The sequence below is a fragment of the Cedecea sp. NFIX57 genome, from assembly GCF_900177785.1.
Taxonomy (GTDB): domain Bacteria; phylum Pseudomonadota; class Gammaproteobacteria; order Enterobacterales; family Enterobacteriaceae; genus Cedecea; species Cedecea neteri_C.
Map to the genome: position 1 here is coordinate 1 of NZ_FXAS01000039.1, position 16,634 is coordinate 16,634.

At 57.4% G+C, this 16,634-nt stretch carries 14 protein-coding genes; 1 reads left to right on the top strand and 13 read right to left on the bottom strand.

Annotated features, from left to right (window positions below):
- Positions 1–365 precede the first annotated feature (365 nt).
- The 11 genes from B9Y90_RS22435 to B9Y90_RS22485 form a co-directional block, all read right to left on the bottom strand.
- Complete coding sequence (locus B9Y90_RS22435; protein WP_085542666.1) at positions 366–1,316, bottom strand: type III secretion protein; 951 nt, start codon at positions 1,314–1,316, stop codon at positions 366–368.
- A gap of 178 nt (positions 1,317–1,494) precedes the next feature.
- Positions 1,495–1,680, bottom strand: a complete 186-nt coding sequence (gene hrpT / locus B9Y90_RS22440) for an HrpT family type III secretion system protein (RefSeq protein ID WP_085542667.1) — start codon at positions 1,678–1,680, stop codon at positions 1,495–1,497.
- Positions 1,681–1,689: 9 nt separating this feature from the next.
- Complete coding sequence (sctC, locus tag B9Y90_RS22445; protein ID WP_039296616.1) at positions 1,690–3,759, bottom strand: type III secretion system outer membrane ring subunit SctC; 2,070 nt, start codon at positions 3,757–3,759, stop codon at positions 1,690–1,692.
- A 130-nt stretch (positions 3,760–3,889) separates the two neighbouring features.
- The gene (locus tag B9Y90_RS22450) at positions 3,890–4,120 is read right to left on the bottom strand and encodes a hypothetical protein (RefSeq protein WP_008460979.1); all 231 of its coding nucleotides are present in this window, start codon (positions 4,118–4,120) and stop codon (positions 3,890–3,892) included.
- A gap of 103 nt (positions 4,121–4,223) precedes the next feature.
- Positions 4,224–4,844 (bottom strand): type III secretion system stator protein SctL, encoded by a 621-nt coding sequence (gene sctL / locus B9Y90_RS22455; protein ID WP_085542668.1) that lies wholly within the window; start codon positions 4,842–4,844, stop codon positions 4,224–4,226.
- 3 nt (positions 4,845–4,847) lie between these two features.
- Entirely contained in the window at positions 4,848–5,465 is a 618-nt protein-coding gene (locus tag B9Y90_RS22460; protein WP_085542689.1) for a type III secretion protein HrpD, read from the bottom strand.
- A gap of 5 nt (positions 5,466–5,470) precedes the next feature.
- Positions 5,471–6,271, bottom strand: a complete 801-nt coding sequence (gene sctJ / locus B9Y90_RS22465; RefSeq protein WP_039291374.1) for a type III secretion system inner membrane ring lipoprotein SctJ — start codon at positions 6,269–6,271, stop codon at positions 5,471–5,473.
- 6 nt (positions 6,272–6,277) lie between these two features.
- Positions 6,278–6,691 carry an EscI/YscI/HrpB family type III secretion system inner rod protein gene (locus B9Y90_RS22470; protein WP_039291373.1) on the bottom strand — a complete coding sequence of 138 codons (414 nt, stop codon included), beginning with the start codon at positions 6,689–6,691 and terminating at the stop codon, positions 6,278–6,280.
- A gap of 65 nt (positions 6,692–6,756) precedes the next feature.
- Positions 6,757–6,966: a hypothetical protein gene (locus B9Y90_RS22475; RefSeq protein ID WP_008460970.1), complete on the bottom strand. Its 210-nt coding sequence runs from the start codon at positions 6,964–6,966 to the stop codon at positions 6,757–6,759.
- Positions 6,967–7,061: 95 nt separating this feature from the next.
- Entirely contained in the window at positions 7,062–8,036 is a 975-nt protein-coding gene (locus B9Y90_RS22480; RefSeq protein ID WP_085542669.1) for a sigma 54-interacting transcriptional regulator, read from the bottom strand.
- 806 nt (positions 8,037–8,842) lie between these two features.
- The gene (locus B9Y90_RS22485) at positions 8,843–9,868 is read right to left on the bottom strand and encodes a lytic transglycosylase domain-containing protein (RefSeq protein ID WP_085542670.1); all 1,026 of its coding nucleotides are present in this window, start codon (positions 9,866–9,868) and stop codon (positions 8,843–8,845) included.
- A gap of 200 nt (positions 9,869–10,068) precedes the next feature.
- On the opposite strand from B9Y90_RS22485, the gene B9Y90_RS22490 reads away from it, so the two are divergent.
- A complete protein-coding gene (locus B9Y90_RS22490) occupies positions 10,069–10,569 on the top strand; it encodes a lytic transglycosylase domain-containing protein (RefSeq protein ID WP_085542671.1) in 501 nt (166 codons plus the stop codon).
- Positions 10,570–10,609: 40 nt separating this feature from the next.
- Here B9Y90_RS22490 and B9Y90_RS22495 read toward each other — a convergent pair whose 3' ends face one another.
- Positions 10,610–11,035: a type III secretion system chaperone gene (locus B9Y90_RS22495; protein WP_085542672.1), complete on the bottom strand. Its 426-nt coding sequence runs from the start codon at positions 11,033–11,035 to the stop codon at positions 10,610–10,612.
- Positions 11,036–11,039: 4 nt separating this feature from the next.
- Positions 11,040–16,499 carry an AvrE-family type 3 secretion system effector gene (locus B9Y90_RS22500; RefSeq protein ID WP_254902736.1) on the bottom strand — a complete coding sequence of 1,820 codons (5,460 nt, stop codon included), beginning with the start codon at positions 16,497–16,499 and terminating at the stop codon, positions 11,040–11,042.
- Between the last annotated feature and the right edge of the window lie 135 nt (positions 16,500–16,634).

Here is a 16,634-nt window from a genome sequence, read left to right on the forward strand (position 1 = left end):
GAGAGCGATCGTCGGGAACGAATCGCGAACGACCCCGAATGTTTGGGTGATAGCCGGTGGGTTTACCGCTTCAGCGGCGATGAGCTCGCCGGGCGCCGGGGGTTGTCAGGGGGCATGGCGTAATGCCCCCTGACACGTTCACCGTGTCCGATGGCAACATATGAACTTGTACTCAAGGTGAACGGAACTCCACCTATCTCGGCATAATCGGACGGGAATCAGACAAAAAAAGACCGGTATCCCACGCGATTAACGCAGAAAAACCGGTCAAATAGAGGGCGAAGAAGAGTTTTGCGAAACACGCGTGGTGAAGTTACCTTGCACCACGCGTCAAAAAGAACATCTGTGGATTACAACACAATCTCTTAGGCCAGAACGGCGCTGGCCAGGCCCATCAGCGCACCGTGGTGATGCTTCATGGCATCCTTGATGATATTGCCGTTAAACAGCTGTGCGTCGGCGTTCATCAGCAGGCTGGAAGAGCCGTTGCCCGGTGCCGTAGCGGAACCTGGGATAGAGCCACCGACCATGGAGGTTTTCAGATCGTTTTTCGCGGACTGGAAGGCTTTCAGCGAATCGCCGCTCAGCGGCTTGCTGTTTTTCAGCGCATCTTCCCAGCTGGATGAACCTTTACCAATGTGCACCAGGCCCGGCATACCGGCGCCCGCGCTCTGCGGCTTGCCGTAGATCTCCGGGTGCTGATCCATAAATTTACCGATTTCCGCGCGAGTCTCTTTTGAGCCGCCGTCAACTTTACCGCCGCCGCCCAGCATTGCACTCAGGCCGCTGGTGTCTGACTTCACGTCATCCAGCGCCTGCAGGCCCATTTTGCTGCCCAGCTGGCTGCCCATGCTGTTACCCAGCTGGTTGAAGCTGTTTGCGCTGTTGGCGCTGGTGGTGGACAGCGGCAGCTGAACCAGGCCAATGCCGGTAGACGGTGACTGCAGGCCGTTGCTCATGCCGCTGTTGAAGGCATTCATGTTGCCTGCACCAGCCTGGCTGTTGAACGGAGAGTTCTGGGAATTCACGCCCATCTGCTGCAGCACCTGCTGGAGCATCTGCTGCATGTTGCTCATTGCCAGCGTGTTACCCATGCTCGCGCCGCCCTGACTCTGCGGGGACATAAAGGTGTTGTTATTGTTGTTACCGTTCATGCCGCCAGAGAACAGCAGGTTGGTCAGCTTGGATGCAATGTCATGCACCATCTGATCGCCAACGTTTTTCAACAGGTTAGCGGCCATACCTTCTGGGGTTGCGTTCAGCGCCAGCTGCGGTAATGCAGTGGCCAGATTCAGCATATTTCCAATCGTACTCATTCGATTACCTCACCATGACAACGGGGTTGATACAGGCGACCAGCCCTGCTGGTTCGCAGTATTAAGACGCCTGTTAAGTGAAAAGAAACCGGCTTCGGTTCCACAAAACTGCATAACATCAGGAAAAAAAAGATTTTTTAAAAAACAGGCGTGCAAACGGCCACGCCTGCTCTCGCACTCAGCGCACCGGCATCTGCGTGTAATCCTGCACACCGTTACGCATATCGTTCGGCCACCAGATAGTCAGGTGGTGGCTGTCTGACAGCGGCCTGCAGGCCACGCTGTCACAGCCGTTGTCATTGCGGGTGGCGCAGCCGCTAAGCACAAACGCCAGCGCCATCAGTAACAAAATCGAAGGTTTCATCGTGGCTCCTTAATGCAGTACAGGGCGCGGCGGCAGAAGATAGCTGCGCGATCTGGATGAATTCACCGGCAACGACGAGGCAGAGGTCAGCAGCGACTGGCGGCTGCGGCGCCCTTCTCCTCGCGTGCGGTAAGCGATATACACTTCTGCCGACTGACCTGGGGCAAGGTTTCCACCCGGCCAGGCGGCCACGGCCAGCACGTCATCATCGCGGCAATTGGATTCGTCAAAACGCTGCGGCTTGCCGCTGATATTGCGGATCAGCCCGACGCTAATTTGTACCGACGAATTGCTGTACCACTGGCTGTGAGAACTGTCTGATGACAGCCCCGGCCCCACGTTACACAGCTGGCCAATGCCCACGCCTTCTCCGCCTGCCTGGAACCCGGTCGGGACTTTGTCCTCCGCCAAATCCCGCATAGCGTTTTCGATATCGCCTTTCATCGAGCTGTAGCGCTGGCGGAGCTGCACTTCATTCATTGCCGAAGAGAGCTGCTGGCGATCCTGCTCGTCGATGTAGCGCGTCGGGTCCACCTGGTCGCCCACCAGATGCGGCGTGATGATAAACAAGCGTTCGCGCTGCGACGTTTCGTGGCTGGTATAAGAGAAGAATTTCCCCAGGTAAGGAATGTCGCCCAGCAGCGGAATACGGTGGTCGGTGTCGCCGGTTTCACGGGAATGGAAGCCGCCCATGACCAGCGAGCCGTTCTGCTGCACCAGCGCCTGAGTGCTGACCGTGGCGCGCTTCGCGCCGGTTGCCACGCCGTCATCGTTGACCTGGACTTTGCCGTCTTCCACATCCACCACTAACTGCACCGTGCTGGTTGGCCCACTGCCAATGGCACGCGGCACCACCTGCAGGCTGGTTCCGGCTGTCACTGGTTCAATGGTCGCCACGCGCTCACCGGTCGCGGTAATAAAAGCGGTATCGCTCATGTCGATCACTGCGGGCTGGTTTTCCAGCGTCAGAATCGACGGGTTAGCCACGATAGAGGCGTTGCCCTCGCCTTCCATCGCCTGGATCTGGGCAAAGAAGCGGCTGTAGTCGGTCACGAATAGCGTGCCTGCGCCCTGCAGCATGGAAGAGCCGGCGGTAATGTTGCCGAATGTGCCGCTGAGGTTGCTGGAGAACTTCGAAAACGCGTGGCGATCGACATCAATGATCATGGCGTCGATTTCCACCAGCTTTTGCGGCACGTCGATCTGCGAAATCAGCGCCTGATACTGCTCGCGGCGTTTAGGGTCGTCCCGCACCAGCAGGGCGTTGTTGCGCACATCAGCAGAAACTAGCGGGTTCATTTCCCCTTCGTCATCACCGCCTGCGCCGCGCATACGGCTGTCCTGGCCCTGAATCAGCCCGGAGAGAATGTTGTCCGATTGTTCCTGGAATGATTTGTTGAGGGCTTCACGCGAGCTGCCTTCCCCACCGGGCACAATCCCTTGTGAAGAACGGTTGCTCTTTTTGCCCAGCAGTTCGTTGAGGATGCTTGCCACACCGGGCACCAGCAGCGTTTTCTCGCGGTATTTAATTTCGCGATCGGCCACCGAGGCGTACTTCAGCGGGAACGCCATCATCTCTTTATTCTGCTTTTTGTCTTTGTCTTTAGCGCTAAAGTCCGCCACCAGCGCGACGTACTCCGGCGGCCCGGTGACAATCACCACGCCGTCGTCCGGCAGCTCGCCGTAGCCGAATTTGTCTTCCAGCAGCCCGACATCACGCAGCGCCTGCTTGAGATCCGGCGCGGCATCGGCTGACACGCTGATGCGCTTTGAGGTTTCTGCCGACTGCGGGCTGACGAACAGCGAGCCGTTATAGACAAACCACTGGAAGCGGTACTGCAGAGCCAGGCGGTCGAGGAAGGCCACGCCGCTGTCGGAACGCAGGCGTCCGTCCACCACGCTGTCGGGCACATCTCCTAAACGCAGATTCACGCCGTGGCTGCTGGCGAAATCCTGCAAGACGGTGCGCAGCGGCGTGCCCTGAGCAGAATAGGCATAGGCGCCATTTTGCCAGTCGGCTGGCGTTTGAGCGCTAACGGCTGCGCTGTAGCAGCCGGCGGTTGCGGCCAGGGCGAACATGGCTGAGCGTAGTAAACGAACGTGCTGATTCAACGACTCACTCTCCTGTAATCGACGGCCAAATGAGCTAGCCATCAGGGGGATAAACTGTGTTAAACAACGGCTTACGAATAAGCCGTCGACGGCATAACTAGTTGATAGAGTCGATAATCTCCTTGCTCAGGCTATGCTTGAGCGACCCCAGTTGGCTGTCGGTGAAAGTCGCCGCCGCCTCTTTCATCAGGGCGTTTTTGAATTCCACCATGTCGCCCATGCTTGGTGCGGGCTGGCCGAGCGTGCTCTGCGCCAGCTCGGCAACCGAGTGGTGCAGACGGGACAGCTGGCTGTCGAGATTGCGCTGAATATCAAAGGAATTGCTCATACGTTTCTCCTCGCGTTGAAATCGCATGATAAGTGGCGGCAGAAAGGCGGCAGTTCCCGCCCAGGGAAAATTAACTTCCCGGCGGGATGGTTTTTATCGTGGGTTAGCTGGCGAGGCGCAGTAAATGCTGCTGGAGCGAAGCCCAGCTAATGCTGAATTCGCCCTGGGCGGTTTGCAACAGCAGCGTTTCGGCCGCCAGCGCATCATCGACGCAGCGCGTCCAGCCTAACTGAGGGCGAGCGGCCAGCCAGCTTGCCAGCGGCGCTTCATACTGTGAGGGGTGATACAGCGTGACGTCCGTTGCTCGGGCGCCTGAACCCTGGAGCTGCGTCAGCAGCGCCGTGAGTTTTTGCTGGTCGCTCAGGCCGCCAAACAGCTGTTCGAACGCGGCCGAGATGAGCGCCTGCGCCTGGCTGACAATTTCAGCACTTTGCGCGTCCCGCTCGGCCTGCCATTCGCTAAAAAAGGGCTCGGCCCGCAGCCAGAATTTCCGCTCGGCCTCTTCACAGCGTGCGATGGCCAGTCGTTCAGCGTCGGCCTGCGCTTCGGCGAGCATCTGCTCAGCCTGTTGGCGAGCCTCTTCCAGCAGGGCTTCACTCTTGCGCATGGCCTGTTCGACCAGGCTTTGAGCCTGTTGCTGCTCCTGTAAAACAGAGTGAGGCAACAGCACGCCTTCGATAACCTGGACGTCCTCTTCGATGGCGAGTTTACGGCCAATCCACATGCTTTATTGCTCCCGTGAAAAATCGTTCAGCGCCGGCGTTAACGCCCGTTGAGTCTGCCAGATAGCACCCTCCCACAGCGCCTGCAGGCGATTTAGCGGCGGCGCAGGTTCATCCGCCACCCACGCTTCACATTGCGCGATGACAGGCTGAGGGAAACTGAGCCGCAGCCGCTGCCAGGCAGCAGGCGTTAGAATCGGGCGCAGCAGGCAAAGCACGGCGAGATTTGGCTCTTCGCTAAAACTAAGACTTGCGGGCAGCCAGACGCCGGGACGTAAACCCCGGGTTAGCCGTTCGCACCAGATTCGCTGAGGTTCCGAGAGCTGCCCCGCCCCACTCCCCCGCTGGCAAACTTCAGCCACCAGCGCAAAAAGCGTTTCACGCCGGGCCAAGCCAAGCGAAACCAGCGCCAGCAGGCGGGCGTCTGGCGTTTCCGGCAGAGAGTCTTCCAGCGCCAGCATAGCCGACACGGCCTGCGGCGACTTGAGCATCAGGCTCTGGCGTCGCGCCTCGTCCAGGCTGAACCAGGGCAGCCCGAACCAGCTGGCATCCGCCTGCCGCCAGAATTCCTCCTGCCACCAGCGCAGCCAGTTCGCCGCCAGCGCGTTATCCCAGGCAACCACCAACGTTACCGCCGCTCGGAGGGCACAACGGCCAGTTCAGTGGAGCCTGAATTTTTGCCGCGTTTCATCGCCTTTAATTTCGGTAAAAGGGTGAAGATCCCGCCAAGCAGCAGCAACAGGCCCATCAGCGAGAAGAACAGCGTTCTGACCGTGGCATACTGCGAAAGCGTCAACTGGAAAGGCCCTAAGGTCACCAGTTCCACGCGGTCGTGATAGGCCGCAGCGGGAACAAACACCACGGACAGCGCTCCGTCATTTTTCCCTGAAAGCCCAGGAATACTTGCGGCAACCAGGCGGCGGATCCTCGGCTCAATGCTGTCGGGGTCCATCTCTGGGGTGTATTTAATAAACACTGACGCCGAGGCAGGCTGCACCGGTTCACCGGGCGCCACGCGCTCAGGCAGGACAACGTTCACCCGAGCCACCACCACGCCGTCAATTTGTGAAAGCGTGGACTCCAGCTCCTGGGACAGCGCATAGATATAGCGGGCACGCTCTTCGAGCGGGCTGGAAATAATGCCGTTTTTCTGGAACACCTCGCCCAGGTTGGTCCGCGCTTTGTGCGGTAACCCGTTGGCGTTGAGGATGCGAACTGAGCGTTCAATATTGTCCTGAGCCACCAGCACGGTGACGCCGGTTTTATCAATTTGCTTGTCGGCTTCAATCTTGTATTTCGAGAGTTCGGAAATGATGTCATTAGCATCGTTTTCCGTCAGGCCGGTGTTCAGAATGACCTGTGAGTCGCAGCCTGCCAGCAGCAGGACCAGCAGCCAGGGCTGCAGGATTTTTCGCCAGCGTCGTTGCATGATGGATTACTGCAGGTTGGTCAGTTTATCGAGCCCCGAAATGCTCTTCGAGACGATCTTGGCGTTCATCATGCTCTCCAGGTAATAGTTCGAGAGCTGGTCGTCCACCTGGTTAAGCACCAGCGGATCGGTGGAGCGCGCGGCTTTACGCAGCACGTTATTCATCTGTTTCTGATCGCCTTCCATTTGCTTGAACATGCCAGAGGCTTTTTCAAACATCGCGGCAGGTTTCCCCCCCACGCCACCCATTGCCGAGGCCGCTTCCGGCTGCTGCAGTGCGGCTGAAAAGAAAGCGGCATCGCTTTGGTTCGCGACGTTGTTGCCGAACGGGATAGAAGACTGTGTGGCCGGGTTGGATGCAACGCCCAGAGACTCGGGTTCTGGCAAAGGCATACCTGTCGCAGGATTAAGAATGTGCATAAGAGAGTTTCCGCCAGCAGAAGAGAAGATCAGGGATTCACGCCGGGGCGAATCCCTGATTAGCATTAGAAGGAAATTTTGTTCTGTGCCAGAGAACTGATCATGGTGGTGGCGGAGTTCTGGTAGCCGGACACGTAGGCGTTCTTACGGTCACGTTCAGCTTTGTCCAGAGAATCCTGCATGGATTTGTTTTCGATAGAGTCCATCTGAGACTGGAAGCTATCTGCCAGGCTGCTGCTTGCGCCCGCGTTGTTACCGGTGTTTACTGATGCCATGATGTTTACTCCTCGTTAATTAAACAGCAAATGTTGTGTCATTCACGGATTAAGTGGCGCGGCGTAAGCGGCAGTTCCAAAGAAATTTAAAAAAATTAATTTTCCTTTTCGGTCAAAGATTTAATTCTCTGATACAGCGTTCTTCTTGGAATCCCCAATTCATGTGCGGCGCTGACAACCCGATTTTCATGCCGCGAGAGGCAATCCTCTATCAGGCTGTATTCTATCCGCCGCAGCCGTTCGCGCAGCCGCACGGAACGCATCTCCGGGTGCGCGACCTGCCCCAGGGCCGGCAGCCCCAGCACAAACCGTTCGGCAGCGCCTTTTAATTCACGAATATTCCCCGGCCAGCGGTGCATCAACAGCGCTTCGCTGAGGTGCTGCGGCATCGCCGGCATTGGGCGATTCAGACGGATAGCAGACTCCTGCGCAAAGCGGCGGAACAGGGGAATAATGCATTCCACACGCTCACGCAGCGCCGGAAGCGAAATCTTGACCGTCGTCAGGCGGAAGAAGAGATCCTGGCGGAACAGCTTTTGCTCCATAAGCTGGACAAGGGGCTTTTGCGAGGCCACAATCACCCGCAGATTAAGCGAAATAGACTGCGTGCTGCCCAGGCGCCCCACGGTACGGGTTTCTAATACCCGCAGCAGCTTGGCCTGCAGGCTCAGCGACATGCTGTCAATTTCATCCAGAAACAGGACGCCATTATTGGCGCTTTCAATATAGCCGGCACGCGAGTGCGTCGCGCCGGTGTAGGCCCCCGCCGTCACGCCAAACAGTTCACTCTCTGCCAGGGTTTCGGGGATCGCCGCGCAGTTAATCGGCACAAAAGCGCCCCGACAGCCAGAATGGTCGTAGATACGACGCGCAAAGGTGTCTTTCCCGGTGCCCGTTTCGCCTTCCAGCACCAAATCAACCTTCAGAGGGGCTAACGTTTGCAGCCAAATATCCAGCCCGTCGTGCACATTTTCAGACACGGATAACGCGGCTGCGGACCGCGGCATATTCAAGTCGATATCGACCGGAATATGCTTTATCTCCCAATGATTCGAACTGTTTTCTTTCATAAATCCCCCGCTGCCTGGCTTATTCAAGGTCTGGCGTATGAGTCCTACTTATGAACCATAAACGTGAACCACAAAATAATTGCCGCCTGCCGCCGTGAGCAAAATACGGTAGCACGCTAAATAAATGAGTTTTGTTTATGAGAAGCAGGAACAACCTATCACCGAGCCGCGGTTTCACAATCAGACAAAATTTTAGCCTCATGTAGGAATATCCCTACAGCGGAATACAGATTCAACTGTTCCGATGTCTGGATAGCAGGTCATTTTTGGCGTCATAAAATCTTCCGCCGAGAACGTTTGTTGAGATTAATTCCGTGAGGCCGACTGAAAAAAAATGTGAGGCTTACTGAATATTTCTAAATGTATTAATAAGAATCTAAATATATCATCATTAAATTAACCAAATGATTTTCATGAATAAATTAATTAAAAACAGACAGGTCGTTAATTTTTTACCCTGTTGCGGCCAAAAAATGAATTTTTGCCCGTCTCACGCATGACGCCCGACGGATTCTCCGACAGGGTTTCCTCACAATCCGCAAAGTCGATAACATATATTTACGATTATTTACATTGAGGGATCGCTATGGAAACACCCTTTTCTTTTTGAAATATATTTCACTTTTAGTATTTATGTTTAATTGGGAACATTCCTGGACGTACTTACTGCGATTAATCACGCCAATTTAGCTTGTCAAAGAAATAAACTGCTTTGTAACTAAAAAAAGCAGCCACTACTCTTTGAAGAAGTGGCCACTGAATTACCCCATTTTGTAAAGCAACGGGTAAAAATTAACGCTCCACAATCAGGCGAATTTCGCCATATGGCTGTTCACTTCATTCACATAGTTAGGGTCGCCTAAAGAGACGCTGGACAGGTTGTGCAGGTTCACCTGATCGTCGCCGGAGTTATAGGCGCGCAGCGCGGCATCATAGCTGCCGAATTTCTCTTTGCCTTCTTTAAGCATCAGCGCTGAGCACATGATCTGGTTGGCCGGTGAGTTCATGTCGCTGCCGAGCTTGTCCGGGTATTTGCTTTGCATCGCCCGGTAAGTGTCCGGGTTGATCTGGTTCATGCCGCTGTCGGTCAGGCCGTTGCCCGGGTTGGTGGATTTGGCGTTTACGTCCCCACCGGACTCCTGCATCGTCAGCGCAGCCAGAAGCTTAGCCGGAACGCCGGTTTCTGCGGAGGCTTTTTCATATTCCCCGCCGAACTGGGAAACAATTTTCTGCAGCGTTGGATCGCTTGTTTTCAGGCTGGTGTCGCCCGGCGGCAGGCTATCCGCAGACGGCCCCGATGCACCAGACGGACCGCCGGAAGGCGCGGCCGCAAGGTTATTCAGCGGGCGGCCAGCATCGCCAGCACCATCGCTGCTGCCGCTGTCCATACCAGAACCTGAGCCTGAGCCTGAACCAATGCCGCTCGCCGGTGAAGAGGAATCATCGTCGCCTTTACTTTGCCCGGTGTTCATGTGGAAGAGCTGCATCAGCTCTTTCAGGAACTGCTGCAGCATCTGCTGGAGTTCCTGCATCATGCTGTCGGCGGAACCGCTGCCGCTGCTTGATGAAGCATTCGCCGGGTTAGTTGCCGGGCTGTTATTACTGGCCGGTGAGTCGCCAAAGTTAATCGCCGAAGGCTTGTCCGCCGCACCCGTGTTGGCAAAGTTCAGCGCCAGCGGGATAGCCAGCGTATTCCCGCCGTTATTCAGCAGCAGTTTGGCGGTAATGCTGTTACTGCCGTTCTGTGAGTCAGGTGACGCCCCGTCCAGGCCTGGAAAATGGTTTTCCGGCAAAAGAGGTGAGAACCCACCCGGTCCTGATGATATCTGCATACAACACACTCCCCTAAGTGATACCCAGTAGCAATAACCGGCCGTCGCTTAACCGCGCAATGACGCTTAGTTTTACCCACGTCCGGGATGTCCAAATGAGTGAGAGCCAGGGTCAAAGAGTTCCTTATGTGGCAAAAAATGGGGAACCCGAACGCGCTTTTAGCCACACATTGCCTGTAAGAACCAGAGGAGATAACGCGATGCAGACCAAACAGTGGCGCTGGGGACTTTTACTGCTCAGCCTTCCGGCCCTCGCGCAGGCCGAATGCTTTACCCGAGTGGGACATGCCTTTGGGATTGCCCCGGCATTGCTGGAGGCCATCGCCTGGAAAGAGTCGAAATTTAGCCTCTCGTCGGTGAACGCCGCCAACTCGAACCACACCGAAGATGTGTGCATGATGCAGGTCAACAGCGTACATTTTGGGCGGCTGAAACAGCTGGGCGTCACGCGTGACAACCTGCTGCACGATCCCTGTACCTGCATCGCCACCGGCGCATGGGTTTTACACGGACTGTTCCGCCAGTATGGCCGCTCCTGGAATACCGTCGGCATGTACAATACCGGCCCGTCGGAAAAGCGCCACCAGCTTCGCCAACGCTATGCCGATGACGTCCAGCGCATCTACAAGATCCTGCAGAAGCAGCAGCCCGCGCGGCGTGAAGAAGATCTGTTTGCCAGCAACGAAACTCCTGGCCAATAAAAAAACCGGGATATTTCCCGGTTTTTTATTTCTATCAATATCAGCGCGGCGCCGCCGCCTCCAGCAGCGAAGGCAGCTCGGCAATAAATGCCCTGACCTCGCCGCTCTGGCTGATAAAGGCGTTTAGCCAGCCCGCAAACCGCTCGGCGTCCAGGGCAAACATCTCGCACTGAGTGCAAAGTCGAATAGCATTCTCCCCATCGAGCGCCAGCCAGCAGCCGCGCATCGCGTTCATTTCAAAGTTCATCGCCAGCAGGTTCGGCAGCAGCGCCGTATCCTGCCCGGTTAATTCCCCCACCCTGCAGTGCAGCACCACGGCGCTGCTCTCCGGCGGCAGCTCTATCACCGCCGCCTCTTGCTGCTGCGCATCCGTCAGCAGGCACACGCCTTCCTCGAGACGAAGCGAGATCTTATGCTGTTTTCCCCAGGCATCAAGCCACTGTTGAAGCTGCTGTTGCATCGTCATTGTCTTATCCTCCTTTCACCATAAATCCTGCCTCAGCGGCGTCTTTCAGCGCCGATTTCACTTCTTTTTCTGCCTGGGCCACGCCCCCGTCCACGGTGTAGCTGAGCGGCGCGCTGTCGTCGTCGCCGTAGCTAAAGTTGATGGTGCCCAGGTTTTCGTTCATCGACAGCGACACGCCGTTTGAGCCGCCGAGTAAAAATGACGGCGTGGAGAACCCATCGGATTTACTCTGCGTTTTGGTAAACGCGATAGATTTCAGGCGCAGTTTGTCGCGATCTTTGAGCAGGTCGACAATCGAGTCCTGGGTGACCGTGTGGTTTGCCCACTGGTCGGCCAGCTTCTCACGCGGCTTGGTTTTCAGTTCAAGGGAGACCACCGCCTGGGAACTGCTGTTATCCTGCAGCCCGCGCAGGAGCGCTTTCAGCCGGTAATCCTCACCCATCATCTCGGTGATACGGTCGGCGTTACTCGGTGACATCTCACCTTCCATAAAGTGGCGCATAAAGTGGAACAAGCCGTTGTTGTCGATGCGCGAAAGGTTCTTATAGGTGGACTGGTATTCCGCCTTGTTCACCAGTTGCTGCTGGTTAAGCATCGCATTTTGCTGGCGCACGGTTTGCTGCAGCGACTGGAGCGCCGCCTGCGGGCCATTGCCCGTCAGCTCGTGGTGCCGCGACGGCGGAATAAAGCGGGCAAAGTGATTTTCCAGCTTGCCCAGCCGCTCTCCGGCTGATATCGGCAGGCGTGGAGCCCCTTCCACCGGCGTGAGTTCATCCAGAAGCTGGCGGCTGGCGAGGTCGGTAAACTCGCCGCGCAGCCCGGTGATAAGCGCATCCACCTCAGCATTGGTCGGTTCCGGCTGGGTATTCTGCACGGAAAGCGAGTCGGCCTGCTGCTGCCGGGCGGTAAGCTGCTGCAGCGTGTCGAGCAGCGGGCGGCGCGCCTTCGCGTTATCGGCAGGCGGATACCAGCGCGTAAAATGGGCATCCAGTTGGCTGAGCTTGTCGGCCACGGAGATCGGCAATTCGCCTTCTTTCGGCTCCTCTTTCAGTTTGGCCAGCAGTTGAGTGGAAGCGCTGTCGGTAAACTGCTTGCCCAACGTGGTCATCAGTTTTTCCAGGTGAACGCCCTCCACCGGCTGGGCATTTTTTAAGTCCACGGTGAGGCTGTGCGTCGTCCGGTTGTTGATCGACAGCTGCACGCTGGCCCCGACGCCGACGCCCACCGAGAAGGGATCTTTGTGCTTCGGCTGAATGGTGGTGCTGACCGGAATGGCGATGTTGGCCCCGGCGTTCATCTGGTTAAACGCCCTCAGGCGATGGTCGCTGTGGCTGACCCCCTGCCCTTCGGCGTTGCGGGAGTCAGTCCGCTCGCGGCTGCCCGCCAGCAGGTTGGTGTTGGCATAGACGCCGCCGCCCAGGCGGGCGCTGGTCGGGAAATCTTTCTCGTGGCTGTCGGTAAACGGGAAGCCGACGCTCGCCAGCGCGGCGGCGTTGATGTCCACGCTGAAGCTCTGGGTTGCCCCACTTTTTACGCTGTGGTTAGCCCCCCGGTTTAAAAACTCCAGCGGATCCAGCGTGCCGCTGCTCAACTGTTCGATGAAACCAGGAATTTCGTGCTCCGCCAGTTCAAACGAGACGCCGTGCTGGGACTGAAGCTGCCCGCCCAGCGTGACGCCGCCGCCCAGGCGAACGCCCTGCGACAGCGGGTGCTTATGGTCGCCGTCGAGATAAACTTTGTGGGTTTTGTTGTAGTCGGTCAGCACGTTGTAGCCCACGCCCACAATGCCGGTTGCCGACACGGCACCGGTGCGTCCGAAGCTGACGTTAATCCCCGTGTCGCCGCGAGAAAAACTCATGGTGTAGCCACGATCTGCGCCCACTTTGCCGCCAACGCCCGCCACAACCTGAGTGCCCGGTGCCACTGTGGCGGTAGCGGACGCCCCATAGGTGCGGCTGAACGCCAGGTTCTCGCCGCTCTCCAGCGAGAGCACGGTGGAGACCATTTTGTCCTGCATTTCGCGCTGGCTTTCCGCCTGCATCACGGTTTTGGTGTTGATGTTAACGCCGTGGTTTTCTTTGCTGAACGCCTTGGTCATTGCCTTGATGGCGTCGTAGTTGGCCTCCAGCGACTTGTGGTTACCGAAGCCCTGGGTGGTGACCATTTTAATCACGTTCCCGCCCCATTCGCTGTCCCTCAGCCGGGCTACGTTGGCGGCAATTTCCGTCATTTTGGCCGAACGCTGAGGTTCGCTCAGCAGCGAGGCCTGCTGCAGTTCATCCACCGAATCATGCAGGGATTTCAGCGCCAGCACGTCCAGCATCACCCTGGATTTCACCAGCCCGATGTCGTCATGGATATCACGTTGCCGCCCCATCGGGACCTGTTCTTTCTGGTGGTTAAGGGTGATCTGCCGCGCCTCCAGCTCGGCAATAATCGCCCCCGCATGGTTGCTTTTATCGGCCGGGTAGCGCCGTAGCAATTCGTTCAGTTGCCCGGTCAGGTTATCCTGACGGCTGCTCGACGGGTTCAGCGCCCCGCTTTGGCTGTGGTTCAGACCAAAACGAGACGGTTTAGCCTCTTGTCGACGTTCGTCACGCACGCCATAGTGCTGGCCGATTTGCTCGCAATAATGCGTGCTGCTGTCGGAAAGCTGGCGCGCAAAGCTGCTCATCTCTTCCAGCAGCGCTTTTTCCTGCGGCTGCCACTGGCGCGCCGCTTCCCCGCTCATGATCTCGAGGCGCTGGCTTAAGCCAGGGCGCGGGGCCGCTCTGCCCGGCTGCTGCGAGAGCGCCTTCAGCCGCTGGGTCAAATCCCCTTGCTGCTGGTAAACGTCTTTCAGCCCTTCGCGCCCGGCGTAGCGGTGCTGAATAGAATAGGCGGCGGTTTTTACCGGGCGCGGCCATTCCAGCGACGGGCGGAAGACAAACGTGCTCAGGCGAGTGCGGAACGAGGTCCGAACCTGCTTGCCGTCCTGCCCGGTCTGGCCGAGGAAGTTCACTTCGCGTTTGAAGGTGATCCCGGTGCCCGGCAGGCGCCAGTCTTTTGACGCTTTAGTCAGGCGCTCGTAGTTCTGGGCTGCCATGTTGGGTTCCGCCACCGGCGCGGTCACCGGGTCGCCTTTTTCCCAGGCCCCGGCTTTGAAGACAAACGTATTCCCCTGTTTATCCAGCGCGCTGATTTGCCCTTTAGCCGAAGTTTGCAGCGCGGTGAGTTCAGGCTGGCTACCGTCTTCATTGGCTGGCAAAACAGCCTTCGCTAATCCGTCGGCTTTGCCGCTGTTCCAGCCGTTTTCCGGCAGGCTGAACAGGCTCCCTTCTTTGCTTAACAGCCAAAGCTGCTTGTCTTCACCGAGGGCAAGATCGCTGACTTTTGCCGCATCCTCTTTCCCCGCGCTGCCAGGCACCAGCTTCTCAATTTGCTCTTTCAGTGCTGTCTGGCTTAGCGTCTGGGTGGCACGCTGATTGCGGCGAGTGGTGGTGTCTATGTGGTGGAAGCCAATATCCCCTTTTTCGTTCACCGCCAGATAGCGGCGGCTGTCGATAGCTGTGAACGCCTGCGCTTTTTCAGCTTTGTCCAGCCCGGCCGTGGCCAGATCGGCGCTCACGCTTTTCGTCACCTGCGGTAGTGCAAAAACGTTGCTGCCGTGATCGACTTTGTTGCTGCTCAGGTTCACCTTGAGACGCTTCAGCTCGCCGTCTTTCATCAGCCACGGCTGGCCGTCCAGGCCGCACTGCAGCTTGTCCGCTTTTTCGTCGGAAGCGGCCCACAGGCCGGTGGTTTCGTTGAAGTAGTGCACTTTGCCGTCGTGCAAAGCCAGTTTGCCGAGCCGCCCAAGATCCACCACATCATGGGCGGCAGGCGTGACCTGCGGCAGCCCTTTTTGGTAGTCCAGCACCAGGCTGTCGCTGAGGTTCCAGCTGCTCTGCGGCTTGAGATCGCCGCCGTGCCAGTGGAAGGTAATGGCGTGCTTCTGGTCGTACTTATCCTTCACGATAAGGTGCAGGCGATCGGTTTCATCGGCCAGCATATCTTCAATTCGCGCGCCATCCTCAACGGTTGCGGTTACGTATTGCGTGATGTTATCAAGCAGCGGCTTGTGCCGGGCTTCCCCAAAGGTCAGCGCCGTACTTTGCTCATCAGGTTTGTCGCCGCAGTGCAGGCGGCCATTGTTGTCCAGCGCAAACAGCAGCGGGCCATGTAACGCCGTTTTTTTCAGCGTCATGTTCTCGGGCAGCGTCAGCATTTTGGGGTGGGGATCGGTCTCCGCGAGGTTTGCCACATAGGCCACCTGCGGCTTTTTATCGTCGTCGCTCAGCAGCACCAGAGCATCGCGCTTCGGGCCTACCGCATAGTGATCGATTTTGTGCTCAAAATTGACCTTGATCGTGTCACCCACGGCGCTGCCAAGCTGTTTGTCGTCATTCACCCGCCACAGCATGCCGTCACTCTGGCGCGACAGGGAGGAGAGTTTATCGTCCTCGCCGGAGAGCGATTGCCAGGCGTTGGCGGCGCTGTCAAAACTATAGAGTTTCTTGTCGTGCAGGCGGTAGCGTGTACCGTCGCCGTCGGTGACGCTGTCCGTCAGGCGGTCGCGAATGCCCGTTTCCGGCAGGCGCACTTTCTCACCGCCAATCTCGACGGTCTGGCGATCGTGCCAGGAAAGATGCTGCCCGGCAGGCTCCAGGCTTGGGCGGCGCATAAATCCGCGATGAGGCTGGTGTACTTCTCGCCACTCTATTTTTTGCTGGCTGTGGCTGAGGGCAATAAACGCGCCGGGCTGGCTGCGCAGCGTCATCAGTCGCCCTTCTTTATCCAGCAAAACATGCTGATGGCCATCGTCGCTGGCCAGATGGTTTTGATAACGCAGCCGGTCGTGGCCGATGGTTTTTTCCATCAAAGCGTGAAGAGGCGCAGAGGTCGCGGGCGTATCAATCTCAAGCCGCCCTTTTTTATCGAGCGACAGCCGGGTTTCCAGCAGCATGTTTTTTTCTGGCTCAATCTCCGGCGGCAGTTCGGCAAAGTGGCTGCCGGGCGTCCCCACTTCATTACTGGGGATGGCGTTCGGGTCAGACACATCCGGCTGGCTGTAGAGGCTTGGACTAGTGGCGCGAGAAGCATTGGCGCTGGCCTGGCTATAGAGACTTGGGCTGCTGGCGCGCGAAGCGCTTGCCGTGACGGGGATCGTGATTTGCGCGGCTTCTTGTCCACCGCGATGCCGCCCTAAAAAACGGCTGAACATGCCTTTTTGCGGCGTCTGAGTTGTTGTCGCGCTCTGCCTTAACCCTCCAGGGGGCAGTGTAGCGCCCGCTTCGGCATGCACTGACCCGGACGCGGATTGCGTGGGTGCCGCCTTGCCTTGTTTTATCGCGGAGGAGCGTGACCGCCCCTGCTGTAAATCGGTAATTTCCCGGTCGCTTATGGCTCGCCCTGGCTTGATAAAAGCCGATATTCCTAATCCCATGCTGTTACCCCTTAACAGTCAAACACGTTCTCCGCTTAGTCAGTGGTAAGAATTCAGTTCCGGTTCCAGGATAAATTTTCTTTAACTCTGTGTAAAACCAGACAAAACCAGCCACAGCAAGGGCTGCAGCCCGGT

Bases quoted from the DNA above. Each gene is read 5' to 3' on its own strand.
- B9Y90_RS22435 (WP_085542666.1), bottom strand. From the start codon at position 1,316: ATGAGTACGATTGGAAATATGCTGAATCTGGCCACTGCATTACCGCAG.
- hrpT (WP_085542667.1), bottom strand. From the start codon at position 1,680: ATGAAACCTTCGATTTTGTTACTGATGGCGCTGGCGTTTGTGCTTAGC.
- sctC (WP_039296616.1), bottom strand. From the start codon at position 3,759: ATGTTCGCCCTGGCCGCAACCGCCGGCTGCTACAGCGCAGCCGTTAGC.
- B9Y90_RS22450 (WP_008460979.1), bottom strand. From the start codon at position 4,120: ATGAGCAATTCCTTTGATATTCAGCGCAATCTCGACAGCCAGCTGTCC.
- sctL (WP_085542668.1), bottom strand. From the start codon at position 4,844: ATGTGGATTGGCCGTAAACTCGCCATCGAAGAGGACGTCCAGGTTATC.
- sctJ (WP_039291374.1), bottom strand. From the start codon at position 6,271: ATGCAACGACGCTGGCGAAAAATCCTGCAGCCCTGGCTGCTGGTCCTG.
- B9Y90_RS22470 (WP_039291373.1), bottom strand. From the start codon at position 6,691: ATGCACATTCTTAATCCTGCGACAGGTATGCCTTTGCCAGAACCCGAG.
- B9Y90_RS22475 (WP_008460970.1), bottom strand. From the start codon at position 6,966: ATGGCATCAGTAAACACCGGTAACAACGCGGGCGCAAGCAGCAGCCTG.
- B9Y90_RS22480 (WP_085542669.1), bottom strand. From the start codon at position 8,036: ATGAAAGAAAACAGTTCGAATCATTGGGAGATAAAGCATATTCCGGTC.
- B9Y90_RS22485 (WP_085542670.1), bottom strand. From the start codon at position 9,868: ATGCAGATATCATCAGGACCGGGTGGGTTCTCACCTCTTTTGCCGGAA.
- B9Y90_RS22490 (WP_085542671.1), top strand. From the start codon at position 10,069: ATGCAGACCAAACAGTGGCGCTGGGGACTTTTACTGCTCAGCCTTCCG.
- B9Y90_RS22495 (WP_085542672.1), bottom strand. From the start codon at position 11,035: ATGACGATGCAACAGCAGCTTCAACAGTGGCTTGATGCCTGGGGAAAA.
- B9Y90_RS22500 (WP_254902736.1), bottom strand. From the start codon at position 16,499: ATGGGATTAGGAATATCGGCTTTTATCAAGCCAGGGCGAGCCATAAGC.